26 protein-coding genes and 1 tRNA gene are annotated in these 19,435 nt (G+C 45.3%); 8 read left to right on the top strand and 19 right to left on the bottom strand.

The features are described from left to right. Positions 1 to 105: 105 nt before the first annotated feature. On the bottom strand, positions 106 to 669 hold the full coding sequence (locus ADU23_RS21275) for a stalk domain-containing protein (protein WP_053375572.1): 564 nt from the start codon (positions 667 to 669) through the stop codon (positions 106 to 108). A gap of 170 nt (positions 670 to 839) precedes the next feature. After that, positions 840 to 1,043 carry a hypothetical protein gene (locus ADU23_RS21270; RefSeq protein ID WP_053375571.1) on the bottom strand — a complete coding sequence of 68 codons (204 nt, stop codon included), beginning with the start codon at positions 1,041 to 1,043 and terminating at the stop codon, positions 840 to 842. Positions 1,044 to 1,173: 130 nt separating this feature from the next. On the opposite strand from ADU23_RS21270, the gene ADU23_RS21265 reads away from it, so the two are divergent. Then, positions 1,174 to 1,902, top strand: a complete 729-nt coding sequence (locus ADU23_RS21265; protein ID WP_053375570.1) for an MBL fold metallo-hydrolase — start codon at positions 1,174 to 1,176, stop codon at positions 1,900 to 1,902. Positions 1,903 to 2,028: 126 nt separating this feature from the next. Here ADU23_RS21265 and ADU23_RS21260 read toward each other — a convergent pair whose 3' ends face one another. The 8 genes from ADU23_RS21260 to ADU23_RS33285 form a co-directional block, all read right to left on the bottom strand. After that, positions 2,029 to 2,280, bottom strand: a complete 252-nt coding sequence (locus tag ADU23_RS21260) for a DUF3892 domain-containing protein (protein WP_053375569.1) — start codon at positions 2,278 to 2,280, stop codon at positions 2,029 to 2,031. An 88-nt stretch (positions 2,281 to 2,368) separates the two neighbouring features. After that, the gene (gene bioC / locus ADU23_RS21255; RefSeq protein WP_053375568.1) at positions 2,369 to 3,217 is read right to left on the bottom strand and encodes a malonyl-ACP O-methyltransferase BioC; all 849 of its coding nucleotides are present in this window, start codon (positions 3,215 to 3,217) and stop codon (positions 2,369 to 2,371) included. Beyond that, positions 3,180 to 3,911, bottom strand: coding sequence for an alpha/beta fold hydrolase (locus tag ADU23_RS21250; RefSeq protein WP_053377755.1), 732 nt, complete (start codon positions 3,909 to 3,911; stop codon positions 3,180 to 3,182). Before ADU23_RS21250 ends, bioC begins: the two co-directional genes overlap by 38 nt. Before the next feature lie 56 nt (positions 3,912 to 3,967). After that, a complete protein-coding gene (gene bioF / locus ADU23_RS21245; RefSeq protein WP_053375567.1) occupies positions 3,968 to 5,146 on the bottom strand; it encodes an 8-amino-7-oxononanoate synthase in 1,179 nt (392 codons plus the stop codon). Further along, positions 5,143 to 6,141: a biotin synthase BioB gene (gene bioB, locus ADU23_RS21240; protein ID WP_053375566.1), complete on the bottom strand. Its 999-nt coding sequence runs from the start codon at positions 6,139 to 6,141 to the stop codon at positions 5,143 to 5,145. The genes bioF and bioB overlap by 4 nt, the downstream gene beginning before the upstream one ends. A 20-nt stretch (positions 6,142 to 6,161) precedes the next feature. Then, positions 6,162 to 6,878 (bottom strand): dethiobiotin synthase, encoded by a 717-nt coding sequence (gene bioD, locus ADU23_RS21235; RefSeq protein ID WP_053375565.1) that lies wholly within the window; start codon positions 6,876 to 6,878, stop codon positions 6,162 to 6,164. Next, positions 6,875 to 8,236 (bottom strand): adenosylmethionine--8-amino-7-oxononanoate transaminase, encoded by a 1,362-nt coding sequence (bioA, locus tag ADU23_RS21230; RefSeq protein ID WP_053375564.1) that lies wholly within the window; start codon positions 8,234 to 8,236, stop codon positions 6,875 to 6,877. The genes bioD and bioA overlap by 4 nt, the downstream gene beginning before the upstream one ends. 186 nt (positions 8,237 to 8,422) lie before the next feature. Next, entirely contained in the window at positions 8,423 to 8,590 is a 168-nt protein-coding gene (locus tag ADU23_RS33285; RefSeq protein ID WP_176707654.1) for a hypothetical protein, read from the bottom strand. Between the two features lie 159 nt (positions 8,591 to 8,749). Between ADU23_RS33285 and ADU23_RS21225 the strand changes: the two genes are divergently transcribed. The 3 genes from ADU23_RS21225 to ADU23_RS32270 all read left to right on the top strand — a co-directional run bounded on the left by ADU23_RS21225 (position 8,750) and on the right by ADU23_RS32270 (position 9,557). Then, positions 8,750 to 8,944, top strand: a complete 195-nt coding sequence (locus ADU23_RS21225; protein ID WP_053375563.1) for a hypothetical protein — start codon at positions 8,750 to 8,752, stop codon at positions 8,942 to 8,944. A gap of 54 nt (positions 8,945 to 8,998) precedes the next feature. Next, the gene (locus ADU23_RS32275) at positions 8,999 to 9,172 is read left to right on the top strand and encodes a YjfB family protein (RefSeq protein ID WP_065383999.1); all 174 of its coding nucleotides are present in this window, start codon (positions 8,999 to 9,001) and stop codon (positions 9,170 to 9,172) included. A 217-nt stretch (positions 9,173 to 9,389) separates the two neighbouring features. Then, entirely contained in the window at positions 9,390 to 9,557 is a 168-nt protein-coding gene (locus ADU23_RS32270) for an aspartyl-phosphate phosphatase Spo0E family protein (protein ID WP_231637503.1), read from the top strand. 32 nt (positions 9,558 to 9,589) lie between these two features. On the opposite strand, the gene ADU23_RS21220 is transcribed toward ADU23_RS32270, so the two are convergent. Continuing rightward, complete coding sequence (locus ADU23_RS21220; RefSeq protein WP_053375562.1) at positions 9,590 to 9,940, bottom strand: hypothetical protein; 351 nt, start codon at positions 9,938 to 9,940, stop codon at positions 9,590 to 9,592. A gap of 193 nt (positions 9,941 to 10,133) precedes the next feature. On the opposite strand from ADU23_RS21220, the gene ADU23_RS21215 reads away from it, so the two are divergent. Next, a tRNA-Val gene (locus ADU23_RS21215) sits at positions 10,134 to 10,206 on the top strand. Between the two features lie 427 nt (positions 10,207 to 10,633). Here the strand turns inward: ADU23_RS21215 and ADU23_RS21210 are convergent. Further along, positions 10,634 to 11,251 (bottom strand): serine O-acetyltransferase, encoded by a 618-nt coding sequence (locus ADU23_RS21210; protein ID WP_053375561.1) that lies wholly within the window; start codon positions 11,249 to 11,251, stop codon positions 10,634 to 10,636. 314 nt (positions 11,252 to 11,565) lie between these two features. On the opposite strand from ADU23_RS21210, the gene ADU23_RS21205 reads away from it, so the two are divergent. Next, a complete protein-coding gene (locus tag ADU23_RS21205; protein WP_053375560.1) occupies positions 11,566 to 12,513 on the top strand; it encodes a protease complex subunit PrcB family protein in 948 nt (315 codons plus the stop codon). A 65-nt stretch (positions 12,514 to 12,578) separates the two neighbouring features. On the opposite strand, the gene ADU23_RS21200 is transcribed toward ADU23_RS21205, so the two are convergent. The 3 genes from ADU23_RS21200 to ADU23_RS21190 form a co-directional block, all read right to left on the bottom strand. Further along, complete coding sequence (locus tag ADU23_RS21200; protein ID WP_053375559.1) at positions 12,579 to 13,274, bottom strand: uracil-DNA glycosylase; 696 nt, start codon at positions 13,272 to 13,274, stop codon at positions 12,579 to 12,581. Positions 13,275 to 13,310: 36 nt separating this feature from the next. Next, on the bottom strand, positions 13,311 to 13,799 hold the full coding sequence (locus ADU23_RS21195) for a hypothetical protein (protein WP_053375558.1): 489 nt from the start codon (positions 13,797 to 13,799) through the stop codon (positions 13,311 to 13,313). A 137-nt stretch (positions 13,800 to 13,936) separates the two neighbouring features. After that, the gene (locus tag ADU23_RS21190; protein ID WP_053375557.1) at positions 13,937 to 14,332 is read right to left on the bottom strand and encodes an RDD family protein; all 396 of its coding nucleotides are present in this window, start codon (positions 14,330 to 14,332) and stop codon (positions 13,937 to 13,939) included. Between the two features lie 305 nt (positions 14,333 to 14,637). Here ADU23_RS21190 and ADU23_RS21185 point away from each other — a divergent pair, with 305 nt between their 5' ends. Further along, positions 14,638 to 15,150: a hypothetical protein gene (locus ADU23_RS21185; RefSeq protein ID WP_053375556.1), complete on the top strand. Its 513-nt coding sequence runs from the start codon at positions 14,638 to 14,640 to the stop codon at positions 15,148 to 15,150. Between the two features lie 402 nt (positions 15,151 to 15,552). Here ADU23_RS21185 and ADU23_RS21175 read toward each other — a convergent pair whose 3' ends face one another. Together ADU23_RS21175 and ADU23_RS34315 are read right to left on the bottom strand one after the other, a co-directional pair. Next, on the bottom strand, positions 15,553 to 16,320 hold the full coding sequence (locus ADU23_RS21175) for an HNH endonuclease (RefSeq protein WP_053375555.1): 768 nt from the start codon (positions 16,318 to 16,320) through the stop codon (positions 15,553 to 15,555). Between the two features lie 153 nt (positions 16,321 to 16,473). Then, positions 16,474 to 16,851 (bottom strand): hypothetical protein, encoded by a 378-nt coding sequence (locus tag ADU23_RS34315; RefSeq protein ID WP_053375554.1) that lies wholly within the window; start codon positions 16,849 to 16,851, stop codon positions 16,474 to 16,476. A 127-nt stretch (positions 16,852 to 16,978) separates the two neighbouring features. Here ADU23_RS34315 and ADU23_RS21165 point away from each other — a divergent pair, with 127 nt between their 5' ends. Then, positions 16,979 to 17,419 (top strand): very short patch repair endonuclease, encoded by a 441-nt coding sequence (locus tag ADU23_RS21165; protein ID WP_053375553.1) that lies wholly within the window; start codon positions 16,979 to 16,981, stop codon positions 17,417 to 17,419. Here ADU23_RS21165 and ADU23_RS21160 read toward each other — a convergent pair whose 3' ends face one another. Then, positions 17,420 to 18,550, bottom strand: a complete 1,131-nt coding sequence (locus tag ADU23_RS21160; protein ID WP_053375552.1) for a DNA cytosine methyltransferase — start codon at positions 18,548 to 18,550, stop codon at positions 17,420 to 17,422. A 134-nt stretch (positions 18,551 to 18,684) separates the two neighbouring features. Then, complete coding sequence (locus ADU23_RS21155; protein ID WP_053375551.1) at positions 18,685 to 19,419, bottom strand: hypothetical protein; 735 nt, start codon at positions 19,417 to 19,419, stop codon at positions 18,685 to 18,687. Between the last annotated feature and the right edge of the window lie 16 nt (positions 19,420 to 19,435).

Raw genomic sequence — 19,435 nt, 5'->3', positions numbered from 1 at the left:
ATTTCAATAATGTTTACAGACTATCGTATAGTAACATGACACTCTATCAGCGGTCAAACGAAGACGCCCCTCAAATTTGAGGAGCGCCTGCGTTAATCCTATGCATCACTGGGAGGAAATTAATTTCTCGGAAACAGGCGTCCATTCATCCGAGCCTTTCAGCTTAAGAAAGAAACGAATAGGATATTTCCCGCTAGCTTCAAACTTGTAGTCAATCTCATCTGTCGCATACCAGAAATTGTCCTTGGACGTACTCACGGATTCCGTTTGAATCACTTTCTCTTTACCATATGGGTCAAAGATCGACACTTTCACGGCAACGATATCCGTCTTCAAATTATCGATCTGAGCAAACACTTTGAACTTCGCTTGATAGCCTTTTGATACGTTTCCGAATACCGCGTTATTTTGGAAAAGGAACATATGCACATTTGGCTTATACACGGTGGCTCGTTTGCTTTGATTGTCCCATTCAACGATTGCTTGCATTGATGTGGCTAATTGGCGAAGCGGCAAATAGGTTTTGCTGTCTGCGACTAATCCTCCGTCATCCTGCTCATTACCATTAATGATGACACGTACCTTTTGTGTTGCGGAATCTGCAAACAGCATGGTTCCGCCCCAAAGTGACAGTAACAGCAGCAGAATAGCAACTTTTCTGAGTTTCATAGATGTAAGCCCTCCATCCGATTGCCTGGATGTATGGTTATACTCGAAAACACTAGCAAAGTTGCGGCATGGACAAAACTATTTTTAGCCCGATGCATAATTCGACCAGCACTGTCAAACGCTGTTGAAACCTGCGCTTGCCTGGGAAATACCGCAGGCCGATTATTTTATTACCCGTACGTTCTGGTAAGAACGCAAGGCACGCCCTTCCCTACCGTTCCGGGCTGTCTCATCCTTGCCAAATAGTTGATTCCCCTTGCGCAGGGCGTTTTGCATACCGCGCACGTATCCGATAACACCAGCTTGTAGTTATACTGCTTCCGATCGCTTGCCGGCTGTTTTTTCTTTGCTACTTTACCTTTTCCTTTGCTCATCCTTCGCTCGCCTCCACTATACGTTTCGCTTTAGCATTGTATGTAGGGAAGGGCGAATGTGCATCTGGAATTGTCAGCGTTACACAAAATTTGGTACAGTAAACATGTGGAAAGTTGAGGAGGTTGTATGATGAATATAAAAATGATTGGAACAGGAAGCGCTTTTGCGAAAAAATACGATAATAACAATGCTCTTATTGAAGAAAATGGCTTTCGGCTGCTCGTTGATTGCGGGATTACGCTCCCCAAAGCGCTGCATCAGCAAAGCTACTCCTTCTCTGATCTGGATGCCGTATTAATTAGTCACATTCATGGCGATCATGTTGGCGGCTTGGAAGAATACGCTTTTCAAATGATGTTCAAATACAATCGAAAGCCGGTTCTCTATATTGCCGAATCGCTAATTGAACCGTTATGGGAAAATACGCTTCGCGGCGGGCTTACGCAGGAGCCGCTCGATAAGCTTGAGCATTTCTTTGAGGTGCGTCCGCTCCAGCCGAATATAGAAATTGAGCTTCATCCCGGATTAACGGTTAAGCTGCTGCAAACGAAGCATATTGTGAACAAGCCCAGCTATTCCTTTGTATTTAACAGAAGCTTCTTCTACTCTGCCGATATGCGGTTCGATCTCCCGCTGCTTCAGCAATTGGTCGAGGAAGGCGTCACAACGATTTATCATGATTGCCAGCTAGAAGCGCCAGGTGTCGTTCACGCCAGCTTAGAGGAGCTTTTGAGCCTTCCGGAACAAATCCAAAGCAAAACATGGCTCATGCACTACGGGGACGCTATCGAGCAATATGAAGGCAAAACCGGTGCCATGCGTATCGTTGAGCAGCATAAGTCTTATACCATCGCGTAAAAACAAGAAAGGCGCCTGCATATTCGCATATGCGGCGCCTTTTTTTATAGAGCCGCACCCGTCCATCGACGGGTGTGGGCCGTTTATGCTTGTTGTCCAATTATTTTAGGTCATTAACGATTTGCTCTAAAAGGTAGGCAGCTGATCCAAATTGTTCGTCGGGTCGCCATCGGCATCGCCACGGATATATGTATCTCCATCCCTGCCCTTGAAGGCGTTGACACCCGAAATATGTCCAGCTTGGACTTCCTGAAGCGCCGTTGCATAATCAAGCACGCGACCGCTTGTTGTTTTGAACGCCGTCAGGTCACCGTCTCCGTTTTTTTGCACCGCGACAATTTGTTCTCTCGTGTCTTGTCCGCCAATCGAATCGCTCATTGTTCGTTAGCTCCCTTCAATGTAGAAGAATGTACAACAACCCTTATAATGCCTCATAGATGGCTTTAATATGCAGAGATGCCCGATTTTATCGAGCAGCAAGTGCTTGAATGAATAAAAGCTCGTACGTGGCGCCGATTCCTGCGGGTATGCTGAACTTATTTTTATACTCCTTATACATGCCGGTGATCAAGCTTCTTGAGCTGATGCCTGGCGTAACAGCAGCTTCTGAGGTGCTGGCTCCAACCGCTTTTACAGCATGGAGAAATTCGCTTGGGGAAACAAAAACCTCCGTTTGAATCGATCTGGCAACTTGGACACTCGTGAATCCGGCTTGCTCGAGCAAGTACTTCCACTCTGATGTGGATTTGAAAGACAGGCCATGACGCTGCGGCACCTTCCCGCTCGCGAGATAAACCGCTTTAAATGATTCATGCAGCTCATGAAACGTATCCGGCCCGAAGGTGGCAAACGCAAGCATGCCTTCGCCTTCGGATCGCAGCAATCGCCTTAGATGAAGCAGCGTATCTACCGGATGGCTCAGCCATTGAAAACAAGCGTTAGCGACGATGAAATCAAATGAGCCCGAAGCTGCAATTGGAGCCCACTCTTCAATATCAGCGGACAAAAATCGTATATTGGACCCCTTAGAAACGATGCCGATACGGTGCTTAGCCGCATTGATCATCTCAGGTGCAAGGTCCAGCGCAGTAATGATGGCGTCAGGCCAATCGTTCGCCAGCCTCTCGGTTAATGCCCCCGTTCCGCAGCCAATTTCAAGAATGTTTAACGCAGCGTCTGCTTTGGGGCTAAATTCATGAAGGAGCGATTGTGAAAGTTGATCCGCCATTGTACGCTGCACGTTCGCATGCCTATCATAAGAACCGGCTGCACTGCGGTTAAATTGACGGCTGATCATTTGTTTTCTGCTGTTCATGCCACCAACTCCTTAATTGTTCGGCTATACCCGCTTCCGTTTCTATAAACGGCGCATGGCCGCGTCCCGTTAATGTGATCAGTTCTGCATTTGGCAAAAGCGATACCAGCTCTTCCGCAGCGCCAACGGGACAAACCTTATCCTCTGTGCCATGAAAAAGAAGAACCGGGCATGATATTTCCGGCAGGAGGGTTAAGCAATCCTCATGTCGTAAAATTTGAAGGCCAGCGATTAGCGCAGGGGTTGTCCAACTGCCGATTGGCGGAAGAAAGCCAGACATGCCTGCTGCCCCTTCCGCCTCCGCAAACAATAACTGCCGAAATTTTGTTTCCGCCTCATGTCGGTCATGCTTTAAGCTTCTGATCATCTGCCTCAAATAAGCTTCTGACCAGCCGCGGTCCGCCTCTTCCTTGGAACGCGTGAACTTTGCAGTTGCCGCAAACAGCAAAAGACCATCTGCAATTGACGCAAATTTAATCGCCAGCAATGCGCCGAGTGACCAGCCTGCAATTAGAAGCGGTCCTGTGGCATTCGCCACCCCTTCATCAATCAGCCTCATCATCTCTTCCGGCGTGCCTGCCCTGCTGTAATCCACCGAAATATGATGAAATTCCGGTAAACATGCATGAAGCCGGTCGAATATAACATTCGGAAAGCTCCATCCTGTTAGCCATAAGATCGTACATGGTTTCATGCTTGTGCTTACTGCACACAAGCAAGAATGAAGCCCCGGATGTTTAGCTATAACGGTCATGCGCGAAGCACCCCCAGTTGGTAACCTATGCGACGAATACACCGGGTGGCGTCAACCAGCTCCTGCTCCGTATGCGCTGCAGATAAAGAGAAGCGAATGCGTGCGGTTCCGCTCGGAACCGAAGGCGGGCGGATCGCTACCGCAGCAATTCCCTCCTGTTCGAGCAACGCACTGAAACGAAGCGCAGCAGCGTTGTCTCCAACGATTAACGGGATAATTGGCGTGTCACCGTCGGCGATATGAAAGCCGGCTTCGCTAAGCGAGGAGCGGAACAGCCAGCTTGATGAACGGAGACGTTCCCTCCGCCAATGCTCGGTTTGCACGAAGGTTAATGCCGTTGATATTCCAGCGATAAGAGATGGGGGCAGCGCTGTAGAGTAGATCAGCGCTCTTGCCTTATTGATTAGCCAGCGAATTAAGTTTCGGCTCCCGCATACATAAGCGCCGTAAACGCCAAATGCCTTGCTGAATGTTCCCATATGCACATCCACCTCATTTTGCAGGCCTAGCTCGTGGCATAAACCTTCGCCGCAGCTTCCAAACATTCCGCCGCTGTGCGCTTCGTCCACCATCAGCATCGCGCCGAACTCGTTTTTAAGGGAAACGAGCTCCCGCAAATGCGCATGGTCACCATCCATTGAGAAAACGGCATCCGTAACAATCAGCTTCCGCCGCTTATTACGGTGCTTGCGAAGCAAAACCTTCAAATGCTCCGTATCGTTATGCCGGTATCTTGCATGCTCCGCTCGGCTCAGTACAACGCCGTCTACGATGCTCGCGTGATTGAGTTGATCGCTAAAAACGACATCGCCCCGTCCGACGAGCGCGCTGATCACACTTGAATTAGCCATGTAGCCGTTAGCAAAAACAAGCGACGCCTCGCTATTTTGCCAAGCTGCCAGCGCTTCTTCAAGTCTTGCATACTGTTCACCGTTGCCGGTCACTAGACGTGAAGCGCCGGAGCCCGCACCGTCGATAAGCAGCTTTTCGCGCATCGATTCAATAATGACCGGATGCTGTGCAAGCCCAAGGTAGTCGTTGGAGGCGAGATTTAGCAGCATTTGTCCATTACGCATCGTATAGCCTGGACGGTTTGGAACGGGAGCACTCTCCCGCAAGGTTCGCAAAAGCGATAAGTCAGCCAATGATGAAAGCTCTTCTTCTATCCACTTCATCGTGCGTTTAACTCAATCTCAAAGCCCATATCTTCAATGATTTGATGATCAGCCGTTATCGCTTGGCCTGCTGTCGTTAAATAATCGCCAACAAACAGTGAATTTGCGGCATACAGCGATAAGGGCTGCAGCGAACGGAGGTTGACCTCGCGGCCGCCTGCGACGCGGATCTCTTTGGCGGGACAAATGAATCGGAACAATGCCAATACCTTTAGCGCCTTCATTGCCGGAATCCGGCCTGCATGCTCAAGCGGAGTTCCCGGGATTGCATTCAGGAAGTTTATCGGTATCGAATCCGCATCCAGCTCGCGCAGCGCATAAGCCATTTCTATCATTTCTTGATTCGTTTCACCCATTCCGATAATGACACCGGAGCAAGGGGACATGCCGTGCATTTTCACCTTCTCAACGGTCTCGATGCGCTGGTCGTATGTATGGGTTGTCGTAATGGACGGATAGTTGGCTTTGCTCGTATTCAAGTTATGGTTGTAGCGATCGACGCCTGCCTCGGCTAATCGTTTGGCTTGACCATCCTTCAAAATGCCGAGGCATGCGCATATTTTGAGCGGCATCGTGGCTCGAATCTCTTTTACCGCATCCACGACTTGCGCAAGCTCTCTTTCCGTCGGACCTCTACCAGCCGCAACAATGCAATAGGTTCCGGCTTTGCGCGCCATCGCCTCGCGTGCTCCTGCAAGCAGCGTATCCTTTTCCAGCAGCGTATATTTTGGAACAGGCGCCGTCGATACGATGGATTGAGAGCAATAGCCGCAGTCCTCGGGACAAAGACCGCTTTTGGCATTGATGATCATGTTTAGCTTCACTTTTTTGCCGTAATAATGTTTCCTCACTCTAAAAGCCGCTTGCATAAGGGGAAGCAGCTCATCATCGTTCGCTTCTAGTACCGCAAGCCCCTCTTCAACCGTTAAAGGCTCGCCATCAAGCGCCTTTTTGGCAAACGCATCCCATGCCGGAACAGCAGCAATCATGTTCATTTTCCTTCGTCCTCTCTATGTTAACTCGTCAACGCTTGTATGATTGGTGTGAGTTGAAGCTCTTCCAAAGCCGTGTTGATCAATAACGTTGTATTCGTATCGTCTTGCAAGCATGGAAACCGGCCGAGTACCTTTATGCCGCTATATCGTTCGATTAGCTCTGCATTCCTTGCAACGCTTGGGTCGTCATGAAGCCCGGCCGAGCTTCCGTCATTTAAAATAATGCCGATGATCGGAACCTTGCGTTCGCGCAGGAATGATACCGTAAGCAAAGTGTGATTAATCGTTCCTAGACCCGAACGGGCGACGATTAAGACCGGTACGCGCAGCTCCGAAATCAAGTCCGCTACAAGCGCCGTTTCCGTCAGCGGAACCGCAGCGCCTCCTGCCCCCTCTATGAGTAAGGAGTCATAACGTTCAACCAGCGGAGCGCCTGCAGCAATTAGCTCGTGCAGCGTTAAGTCCAATCCCGCCTCCTTGGCTGCAAGCAGTGGGGTTAGCGGAGTCTCGAATGAGAATGGCGCCACCGCCTCGGCATGCTCATCCATTCCCGTGCATCGGAGCAAAATTTCCGCGTCAGTATCGCCGCTGCCAAGCACGGCACCGGACTGCACCGGCTTCCAAACGCCAATCTTTAACCCTTGTGCGCGAAGCGCAGCAGCAAGAGCCGCTGTAACGATTGTTTTCCCAACGCCTGTGTCTGTTCCCGTTACAAAACATCCTCGTATCAGCTTCATCGAATCAAGCCGTTTTCGGTAACGTCAACGATGGACTTCGCCAAAATTTCCGTCATTGCAGCAAGTTCGGCTTCCGTGCTCACAAGAGGGGGAATAAACACGATGACATTGCCTAGCGGCCTCGTCAGCATTCCAAGCTCTCTCGCCCTTTGACTTATTCGAACGCCAATGCGATCTGCCCAGTCGTAGGGTTCACGTGAAGCTTTATCGCGCACAAGCTCAATTCCGATCATCAGCCCCTGCTGACGGATATCGCCGACATGCGGCCTGTTTTTAAGCGAGGCGAGCTGCTGCTCCACAAATGCCGCTTTTGCGCTTACTCCCTTCACGATGCTGTTCTCTTCAAAAAGCTTCAAGCTGGCCAAAGCGACCGCGCAGCCAAGCGGGTTGCCCGTGAACGAATGCCCGTGGAAAAATGTTTTCTGCTCCTTGTAATCCGCATAAAACGCGCCGTACACCTCATCTGTCGCAAGCGTCGCCGCCACAGGCAAATACCCGCCCGTTAGCCCTTTACCGATGACCATCAAATCGGGCGAGACGTCATCGAGCTCACAAGCGAACATGGCGCCTGTCCTTCCAAAACCGGTTGCCACCTCGTCCGCGATGAGCAGAACGCCATGTTTGCGGCACAGATCAGCCATCTCGCGCAAACATCCAGGCGGCATGACGATGATTCCGCCCGCTCCCTGCACGATCGGCTCCACGATAAGAGCAGCGATCTCATCCGCCTTGGTCTCAAGCAGCTGCTGCAATGCGGTTAACGTAGCCTTCTTCGCTTCCGTTGCACCGCCTTCATGGCGATACGCATACGGATATGGAATGACATGCGTCGGAAAAAGCATTGGGCGAAACACGTCATGATAGAGCGGAATAGCACCTACGCTGACCGCGCCAATCGTATCCCCATGGTACGCTTGATTCATGGTAACAAACGTCGATTTCCTCTTTTCCCCTAGATTATTCCAGTATTGAAAAGCCATTTTGACCGCAATCTCGACCCCAGTCGCTCCGGAATCGGAGTAAAATACTTTATTTAAGCCTTTCGGTGCGATCCGTGCCAGCTTCTCAGCAAGCTCGATTGCCGGTACATTTGCCATTCCAAGCAAAGTCGTATGGGCAACTCTTCCTAGCTGGTCGGTTATCGCTTGATTCAGCTGCGGCACATTATGCCCGTGGACATTAAGCCATACCGATGAGAAGCCGTCATAATAAGGACGCCCCTGAACATCGTATAACCGGACACCTTCCCCGCGTTCGATGATGAGCGGATCAGAGTCATTGTAATCTTTCATTTGAGTAAAGGGATGCCAGAGATGCGCCTTATTCATCGCGGCAAGCCATTCATAACCCGGTGTCATAAACGATCACCATCCGATAAGATTTCTATATGTTAACCAAAATAAATTATTTTAGGTTAACATATAGATTTAGCCATTCTAGCAGACCAAGAAATGCCTGTAAAGAGAAATCAATCCGGTTGCCGCACAAAAACACAAAAAAATCCGACGAACTCGCTTCCTTAAGCGAACGCCGGATTTCCGTTTTTATTTTCTTTTGAATGCCCCTGCCGGAAGTTTCCTCCGCCATACAAATTGTTCATCATGCGATAATGAATCATTGATGGCGAAATTAGCCACAGCACCAACTACAATACCGATAATTCCAAACATCCCCAATAGCCAAATGGCTAAATAGGCATACTCTGCAGCCAACAGAAACCGCCTCCTGAGCGCTTTCTTTATAGGTATGCGTGGCTGGTTAGCTTTAGTATACGTTTCCAATATGCATATCCAACGAAAAAAGGCTCATACTAACGGACGGACATGGGATAACCATTCTTTGGCCTAACCTAACTGATTGGAGGAAAAACGATGCTTGAAAATGTAGACAGCAGCTATAATTGTTCGAACGCGTCTCATGATCTGCCGAGCTTGCTGCAGGAATTGGAGCAGTTAGAGCTAGGCGCTCAAAGTGGACAAACCGAGGAAGAACAGCAGCATATCAATCGGCTTAGAAACCAAATCCATTTCATCAGAAATAAATGCGATATTCCGCATGAATCTTAATTAGATGTAAAATAGTTCCTCCTTCTTGCCGATAATTCAAGTAGGAGGTGTTATATGGATATTGCAGCTGCATCAATTACGATGCACCAGAACAGCCTTGCGCTTGCAACGAGTATCCGTGTCATGTCAATAGCCAAGGATCAGGCTACTCAGCAAGGACAGAACCTCGTGCAAATGCTTCAAAGCGCACAGCCTCATTTAGGGCAAAGCATTGATCTTCGCGTTTAAACATGTCCCCCAAAGGCAATTATTCCTTAGGGGGTTTTTCATCTCTCATTTTTGAAAATGTTTCAGAATATCCTTGTTGGTGTAGTTAATCAAATACGAAGGGTGACTTTTACAAAATTGTTCAAAAAACTAACAATTTCCTAATTTCTTTGTTCGAAAAATTCTAACAACCTTCGTTTATTCTAATCTTAACGAATGAAAAGTTGGAGGGGTTATGATGAACCACTTTTTCTATCAGCAGAAAATTGAAGAAGTTCGCGCCGAAATGGTCCTTATGTTTGACGCATGCAACAACTTTACCGATCAGGCTGTTGTCAAAATCAGCCAAGAGCTCGATTATCTCCTCAATGAATATTCAAGCTGCTTGGCTAGGTCAGAACGTTAATCAAGTGATCTCGCATGTATAGAAATCGTGTTTTATCTTGCATAAAATTCAATCGCGTTGCTCTCATCCTTAAGGATGGCAAACGTGAACTGCAGCCCAGGAGTCACCCATTCTTCCGTTACTTCCGGTACTGTAAAGTCAAGATCGACAATCGCGCTATCCCAAATTTCAATCGCGTCTTCCCTGCCATGCTCATTTAAAAAGGAGACTTTAAAAATCATCGGATCTCTCTCGTCATCATAATGCTCCGACACTTCGAATGCTGTAAATTGCTGTACGATTATTTTGAAATCTACATCATTTTGCAAGTGCACGATACCCGGTTTGCCAATTAATGATTTGATTGCTTCCGCAAATTGATTGTGAATGTCGTTATTAAACATGTTTGTTGCCATCTCCTGTCTATGTATCATGATTGATATCCACTAGCATATGTAGCGCTTGTACCACGTAAAGCATTATAACCCGCTCGACATCGGCACTGCAATCTGACGGGGAAGCTGTTCTTTACAAAATCCCAAAAAAAGTGTTGACTTCATTTCCTTATCCTGCTATATTATTAATTGTCGCTAATACGATCTGGTAGCTCAGCTGGGAGAGCACTATCTTGACAGGGTAGGGGTCACAGGTTCGAACCCTGTTCAGATCATACAAATAAGAACCCGTAATCCTTTGTATCATAAGGGATTGCGGGTTTTTTCCTGTTTTACGGTAATATCGAGCAGCCAAATAAAAAACACCTTCTAATTGAAGATGTTGGAATAAAGCATTTATAATTGCACAATTGTAGGTGCGTTCACCCTTACTATCGGTTTCAACTTCTTAACCAGATCCCTAGTCATATGTGGTGTTATGTCATCCTGAAATAACAATGCCGCAATTTCCCCGGAAGAATTTTTATTTTTACATATCTCTTTGCTTCGACGGGATCTCCCGGTTTCCGAATAGGAGTAGCTATGGAGCAGCAGGCTCGAACCTCTTGCGATCATAAACATAAAAACCCGATATCCTTTATATAATAAGGGATTTCGGGTTATTCCTTTTTCCATGATACGATCGTTGTCAAAATATCGAGGTTAATCCGTAAACCCTAGCATTTGCTTGTATTTGTTCACCGGAAAAGGAAAGCTTATATACCCTTCTGAACCTTGCATCGATACAACCTCGGCTGGTATGCCCGAAACTACGCCGTTATTCGGCACATCCCTAGTCACAACCGCATTTGCGCCAATTGCCGCATGATCTCCGATCGTAATGGCTCCAATGATTTTCGCTCCGGCTCCCATATAAACATTGTTGCCTATTGTCGGCACGCCCTTTGACTTACCTCTATTGCTAGCACCAATAGTCACGCCTTGCATGATTACGCAATTGTCCCCAATCTTAGCTTTGCTGCTAATGACTATGCCGCCATAGTGGCCGATATAAAAACCTTTGCCAATATCCGTGGCAGGCGAGATCGAAATGCCGTACTTATATTTATACCTTTGCAGCATAACCATACTGAATGCGTAAAAAGGATACCAGACCTTGCTTTTTAATCGGAGATACCTGCATAAGCGAAACCAGAACATATAGTGAAAGCCAGGGAGCATAAATTGACGGTAAAATACTTTTTTCATACTTACCTTTTCGGATTCTTCATAACGGTACAAGTCGGAAAACCAAAACAGCTTTAACTCTTTAAATCTCATTTACAATGCACAACCTTCCAGCTGAGTCTTTTTTGAACGGTTCGACGTTCTCAATAAAGAACTTTAAAGGAAAACATCTCCTTTTTCAAGCGTTTTTCTGTAAATATAGAAAATTCCCCTTCAAGCGTGCCTTATAACTAATCTAACAAGCCATGAAGGTTTTTTTATCCATTTGGCCATTCTATAGGTAAGAACGTTCTTCAATTTAGGGACAGCGATAACACATTCTGCAATAAATCTGTAGCGGTTTGCAACAAATTGCCTTTTCCCTTCGTTAAATAAGTGCTGCAGCAAATAATAGAAGAGGTGACCGCATGAGAAAACGACCGATTATAATATTGACACTGGTTGCAATGATGCTCTTCACGCTCGGACAAACCGTCTGGGCATTTAAGGACGTTAAAAATGATGTAAATGAGCAGAAAATTAACGAGCTTAAAAAACAAGGCATACTAAGCAGCAATAAAGCGGATAAGTTTAATCCGAAAGGCAAGCTCACTTATGCAGAAGGTGTTTCTTTACTTGTAAAAGGATTCGAGCTTAACATTGATAATATCCGCTTCATTAAAGAACCTAAAGCAAGCGACTACTTCACTAACCTGAAAGACAATGCATGGTATTCGAAAGCTTTTATCATTGCTAACCTTAATGGGCTTGAAATTCCAAAAACGGTCAAAGCTAATGATATCATGACTCGCGAGCAGTTCGCCCATCACTTGTTCAAGGCAATTTCGAAAAAAGGCGATTATGCTTATATCGAAATTTACATGATGCTAAAGGATGAAGCTGACGTCAACAAGGATTATATGAACAGCATTCAAAAGCTGCTAATTAGCAAAATCGTCACGCTGGACGGCTCGAACAAGTTTTATCCCAAAAAAGCGATCACTCGCAGCGATGCCGCAGGCTGGCTCCATGATGGCATCAAATTCGTAAAGGAGACGGCTCCTATTCCTAATTTGCCTGAGCAACCAACACTGAACCTGAAGCTTACCGTAGCTGCTGTAAACTCCGAGATCAACAAAGTAACGGTCAGCACGCAGGTACCACATCCGGGCTACAGCATCCGGATCGCTTCCATTGGCTTCGAAGGAGACAAAGCGATTATTTATGTGGAAACGATTCTGCCTGATCCGGATAAAATGTATCCGCAGGTCGTAACCGATGTTCAAGTATCTACTTATGTGGATGCCAAGCTTAAACCGGTTCTTCCGCAGTCCGCTTCTTCAAGCGAGTCATCGACAGGCATCATCGCCGAGTAATATGACGGAAAAAGGCTTCTCCTATGCTATGAGCAATCGCTCGGTCATGGGAGAAGCCTTTTTTTTCATTTTATTTTTAACTCTGATAACATCGGTATCGTCCAGTCGATAGGATCGCTCCCAATCGTCTCTAAAAACGCATTTGCCCGCGAGAAAGGTTTGCTTCCAAAGAATCCTTTGCGGGCTGCAAACGGGCTAGGATGAGGCGAGGAGATGATATGATGCTTCTCTCGATCAATACGTTCCGCCTTCGTCTCCGCGTGCTTGCCCCACAGCATAAAGACGACCGGCTTGTCCCTTTCGTTCATCACGGCAATGATCGAATCGGTGAACCGCTCCCACCCAAGCCCCTGATGCGAATTCGGCTTGCCCTCCTCCACCGTAAGCACCGTATTGAGGAGCAGCACCCCTTGCTGTGCCCAAGAGACTAAGCTGCCATGGTCAGGAATTGGAGCGCCTACATCCGCCTCCAGCTCTTTGTAAATGTTTTTGAGTGATGGAGGCACCTTCATGCCGGGCTGCACGGAGAAGCTAAGCCCCTGCGCCTGCTGAGGGCCATGATAAGGATCCTGTCCCAAAACGACCACCTTCGTCTGCTCATATGATGTATAATTTAGTGCATTAAATATATTTTGTTTCTCCGGGTATACCGTCATCGTCTCATATTTATGATCAAGAAGATCAAGCAGCTCCGCCATATACGGAGCATTAAGCTCATCCTCTAACCGCTGTGACCAATCGTTATTTGGCAAAATCGTCACATCTGCGCCTCCCTCTGAGATGAATGAAAACTATATTTATCCTTGCTTATCAAACCAATTATAATAATATTGATTAATATATTGGCCAGCCAGCATATAGGGCACCGTTTCTTCTTCAATAAATGTTTCCTTGCCCCTCATGCTAAAATAAAGCCATAACGCGAGTCCTTCCGAAAAAGCTTCCGCGTTGTATTCAGCCCCATTTAACAGGTTCGAAATAACGCCCATGCAGCTCTCGATTGCCGCTTCCCCTTCTGGATGATACGCTTTGAGCTTTATTTTCAGATAGGAATACACGTAAGGAAACTCCTTGCTTCCCGTCAATGCTGAGCTAAAAAGCGCAGTCGAGATCGCGGCAGCCATAATGCCCGTTTTCCACTGCTCTTTATGTTCGGTCAAAAAATGATCGCCCTTGAACCGCTCGAGTAGATCATGATATAAAGTATCCTTTAACGAGAACACCTCCGCATATAAACGGCGCGAGCTCTGCTTAAGTGAAGACTCCTCATTGTTTTGCTGATTCATTAATCCGCCTACTTCCCCTATTTGCTCAAGTATAACGTTACAGCTTCTAGTTTACTTCATTCAAAATAGAGAAAGCAAAAGCTTTGCAATAAAAAAAGCCAACTGCGATTATTCGCAGCCAGCCACTCTCGCTATTTTTAATGGGTATGCACAACTTCCGTCCCCGCAATAAAATCATGAATCGCACGCTTATCCTCCCGCATACCGACCATAAAGGCGCTGACAATAGCCGCGATGCCCAAAGTTATTCCGTATACGAGCCCGCCAACAACATGCCGCAAAAGCATCGTTCCGAGCCCCGGAGGCGAACCGTCCAGCTTTCGAATTTGAATGCCGCAAATTCTTTTTCCAATCGTGTAACCACTCCAAAAAACAGGAACGAGTACGGTGTAAAGAAATGAAATCACATCGGTAAAATACTCTCTACCCTCAAGCCCGCCGGTAATCAGCAAGGAAATAATAAATAATGGAATACCAACGATAATGCTATCCAGCAATCCAGCCCCAAATCGAACCCAAAATCCTGCATTCATGTTCGAAATCCCTCCAAACAAGCTTTTTTATTGGTTTCAACAAACGGTCGGACCGCCTATGAGTGTTTCACTCATCATGTAAGGTGTATGCGGTAAGCAATCCGAAGTATGCCAGTTAATTAAAAATGGGGCTTTGGCAAGTACTCTCACAAGCAAGCATAGCGCCAAGCTGTGATACGATCTCCCGCTTCCCGATTAAACCATCTATTTTTCGTCTATATTAAAAATATAGTTTACTGCCGGTATAGATATCAACCATTATTACAAACCAATTCAATACTTCATTAAAGGAGATTCGTAAACACGTGGCTTCTACCAACCATATCTTAATCAATAAAGCCTATGCTACTCCCAGTCTAAGACAAAATATACTTAACAAAGGCATGATCTGCCTATATTGCGATTACTCAGGCTTCGTATCAAAAAATGGTTTTGGCGTGGGATGCTGCTTTGTCCATAACAGAACCATACAGGTCACTGCCCGGAAACTGTATCTCGTACAAGATGAGGGCTCAGATTACGGGGAGTTGCTCGCTATCCTGTACAGCCTTGAAATACTTACAAGGGCATTAACCGAACATCAACCGAAACATGCTTTCATATTTACGGATTGCAGCCGAATCGAGCATTTTTTATCTAGAAACGCCTTTTTAAATCCGCATTATGAAAAGGCAAGATCTGAAGTGCTTGCTTCTATGCATCACTTAAAAACGATGTTTCCGGAAGTTCGAGTGGAAATAAAGTACATGAGTAAGCACAAACAGAATAATCCCCTTCATAGGCTAGCGCATAATGCGGCAAGGGAAGCTGCTAATTAAAAAGAAATTCGGAAAACAAAATTTATATGAAACATTTAAATTAAAACGTAATAGCTTCGAAATGCACACAAAGAAAAAACTCTTTCCCAACGCTTGTTTGTGGCAAGTGTAGAGAAAGAGCTTTTTCATTGTTTTGAAGCTTATGTACTTCGTGAAAGCTCAAGGCTTTCTGGTATGCCGAGGACGGGAATCGAACCCGTACGATGGTCACCCACCGCAGGATTTTAAGTCCTGTGCGTCATTGCCAATCCGCAAAACCAGCGTGGATACTGGATTCTTCACTAACTGTACCGCTTGAGCCTAACAGGATTTTATACATCAAAGTACTCATAAATCCTGTGCTTATATACATTTTATCAGTCCAGAAACGGGAAAGCAAGTTGACTTGCGTACTAATTACACTCAACATCTTGTTGCCTTGTTCCTTTGCACCATTGCAATTAACTCATCTAACGAAAGCATATCACTTCTTCTGCGATGTATCATCCGATGGCAGTTAGCGCATAGAACTGCAATATCTTCTTTTGGATCAACATAGTGCTCCTTTTGTACACTTGATAGTGGATTGATGTGATGTATTTCAATAAATCCCTTACCATGATCACCATAGAACTCTTCAAAGTTAAATTTGCATCCCATGCAAGTCACGCCATGGTATAGAATCGCGGCTTTCTTTATCTTAGGATTACGTTCATACTTATTGACCACAGATGATTTCCTTAGGCCTTCTTTATGCAATTCATCCTCATCATCCAAAATTTCATAAGCACTGTCACTCATTATATATTGCTCTAGAACATCCCTCTTAGGCACATATATCCATCCGTAATGCCCCTCCAAGGTCTTCTTAGATACCGTATATCCATATGAGTCTGCAACCATAATAAGCTTATTCAAATAATGCTCGTAATCTTCAGGTGGGACATGGTCGAAGTATGTTCTTAATATTTGTTGGGTTTGACCTCCACTTCCCCAGCCGTCGTAGTTCTCATGAGTCGTTTCTGAGTATCCAATAAATTTGCTTGGCGCGAAAATATCTAGCCTCGGATGGTAGTACCAGTGGAAGTACCTTGAGAATCGTTCGCTTGCCTTGCTTAGGATATGTAACCCACGATTAAACTCAACCATATTACGTTCAATATACTCCCATTTCCATTGTTCAATAGGCATTAGCTTTCACACCTTTGTAACCTAATCATTATGGCTCATCGCTTCCAACGTGGTATGCACTGTGTCCAGGTATGGCTGATTCCGAAAGCTTGATGTAGTTCTGGATTTCGGTTTTCCATGTTTTCATAAGCGTGACCCTAGTCGTGACCAGCCTTATTGACGTATAAACGTAAGTTCCATGTCCGTAGGTGTGATCCAATACACGTCAATTTTATCTCCCACGCTTGCTCGACATACATTGTGAAGCCAATTTCCCAGTATCGTCAGATCACCCATGCTCTCAAACTGTTTAGCATATAAAGGGTCACTTTGTTGACCTGAAGCAAGAAGTGTTGTATTGAGTGTTCCCTCTACGGAAACGCAGTTGTATGTACTTCCTGCTCTTATTCCGATACTATAAGCATGAGCTGCGGGAATTTGAATGTAGGACTCATTTCCTCTCCTGGGTCGAGTGTTTGTATAGCGATGAGTCCCCCAGTTTAAGTGTGCTTCTTTTATTGTTACTCTGTACCTATCTCCTGCTGACGGCATATTATCACCTCTTTATTATATTCACAACACTTTATCTGATTTTTCGACGTAATAGTAGGTTTTTCCTCCTATGGGAGAAGAATAAAATGGTAAAAGTAAACAAACTGCAATAGGAGGATCTCATAACATGACTGATAACCTTTCCCCTGAAGACAGAACTAAGAATATGAGTGCTATTCGCTCTAGTCGAACTAAGATTGAGGATAAGGTCTGTAGTGAACTATGGAGTAGAGGATACCGCTTTCGCAGGAATGTCAGCGGTCTCTTTGGTAAGCCTGACATAGCAATTAAGAAGTATAAGCTAGTCATTTTTATTGATTCTTGCTATTGGCATGGTTGCGAAATTCACGGCAATATGCCGAAAAGTAATCAGGAATACTGGCTTAAGAAGCTTAAGCGCAACAAAGAAAGAGATAATGAAGTAACCAATTACTATCAAAATCGGGGATGGTCTATAATGAGAATTTGGGAACATCAGCTAAAGAGGGATTCATTTGATAAGACAATCAGCGTTCTCTGCTCCTTTGTAGATAAAGCAAAAAGGCAGGGTTTGTCCCCGCCTAATTGATTATCTAACAACATATTCTTCTGATTCTTCTCTTACCTTGTTCTTAACTAAGTTTACTTCTTCTGAATTATCGAATGTCCATTGAGCTTCGATTGAATTGTATGGTACTCCCGCAAACGTCTTAAGAATAGCTTCAACAATCACCTTTGCCCCCATTGGAGGCACAGCCATTCCGATCTGTTTTCTTACAGCTTCTTTTCCACCTAAGAACTCATAGTCATCAGGGAACGACTGTAATCTAGCCCGTTCACGATTTGTAAGTGCTCTAGGTATTGCATAATGATACATATGTGTTCCACCACCCCCGCTGCCTGTTACTGTATAAGCTGGCTTATCAGGGTGGAGGCGTTTATATATCTGACTGATCTTAGTCTTCTTGACGTTCAATCTCAGATGTTCTGGCAATCCTTCATACCATGCATTTTCACCTGGTGGAATATGTGAAAGCATCTCAATCACTTTACCTTGATGATTTGTGTACTCTTGATTCGCTGCGTTTGCAGGGATTGGTGGTACTTCAAGAGCTTGTCTTGCAGTTCTATAATTATTAGGGCCATGAGTCGGTTCAGGCACTCTAAATCGCAATCCTACATCTTTTCTAATTCCAACAATGATTATTCTTTGCCTTGCTTGTGGTACGCCATATTCATGAAACTTATACAGATGAGGCGTTAAGTTGTAACCAGCCTGCTCCAAGTCAGATAGTATCCTAACAAACGCTTCACCATCATTAGCGCTTTCAAGCCCTCCAACATTCTCAGCCATAAACCAGAGTGGTCTATGAATATTCAACACCTTAACTCCATAAGAGTACAATGGTCCAAAATCACCATTAAACCCTTTCTTCTCGCCAACATTACTGTAATCATTACAAGGAAACCCAAATGAAAATGCGTTGATCCTTGGAAGGGCTTCGATATCTAATGTCCTTACGTCACCTTCGATAACAGATTCAGGGTTATCAGGACAGATGTTGTGTCTGAACGTCTCGCATGCTGCTGGGTCATAATCATTCGCCCACGTGTGCTGTACTCTAAACACTTCACCTGTTGAACTGACTACTTCAGCATGTTGTGCTCCTAGGGACAGGCCGCCTGGGCCGCTAAACAATTCTCCTTTATTAAATATCATTATCAAACAACTCCATATATCATATTGTTTGTGTTTGTCATAATCACACGAACTGTAGTTCTATTATACATTAACCATACAAATAAAGCAGCCCCATATAAAAGAAGAAGACTGGGAAGCCCCAGCCTGTGTGGTTACTTTTTCGGTTTCTTCCTAGGGGTGCGAGGATTCTTAGGTTTGGGCAGATCGCTTTTACCAGTATCCTGCGTACTCTTTCTAGTACTAATGCTGATTAGCAACTCAGAAAGATTATTTGCCTCCGCAACAGCACCAGTAATTTTGCTGTCACCTGTAAAACATGGTACAAATACTCTAGAAATGAAGTGACCAAATGTCATATTGGAATAGCTGGCTAAGATGTCCGTCTTTATTTTCTCAGCACCGCTCACTTCAATTGCTGGAATAATATCAAATCCGTGAATAGAGGATACCATTACATAAGAACTTGGAGAGAAGGTAAGCATGTCTTTTACTTGCTTCTTTAAGAGAGTTGTATCAACTCTAACATCGCTTTTATTGTCCGAGCTCATACTTGAATCAAGTTTGTGCTGTAATAGTATTCCCTTCTCCACTTTAAGGCCTTCCAATTCCATCTTTAGAGTAACTATTAGATCCGCACCTATTGTAGATTCTTCTGTTCGCGGGCTTAATAGTCTATGATTAAATTCAAAATCAATCCTAGTATCTTCTCCTTCAATCGGACCAATTATATAGAGATCATTGAATAACCCAAACCAATCAGCAACCGCACCTGAACCGTGTTCTTCCTTAGTTGCAAATGACTTGAAGTTTTTCTTGTACCTCCGTATTGCTTGATCGATGTGTTTTTCAATTTTAGCAATCAACGGGTTTTCGGGATTTAAGTTCATTAGCTACACCTCAGTT

Origin of the sequence: Paenibacillus sp. FJAT-27812, from assembly GCF_001273905.1 — a bacterium.
In the GTDB taxonomy this organism is placed as follows: domain Bacteria; phylum Bacillota; class Bacilli; order Paenibacillales; family Paenibacillaceae; genus Pristimantibacillus.
This window is presented reverse-complemented; position numbering and strand designations above follow the sequence as displayed.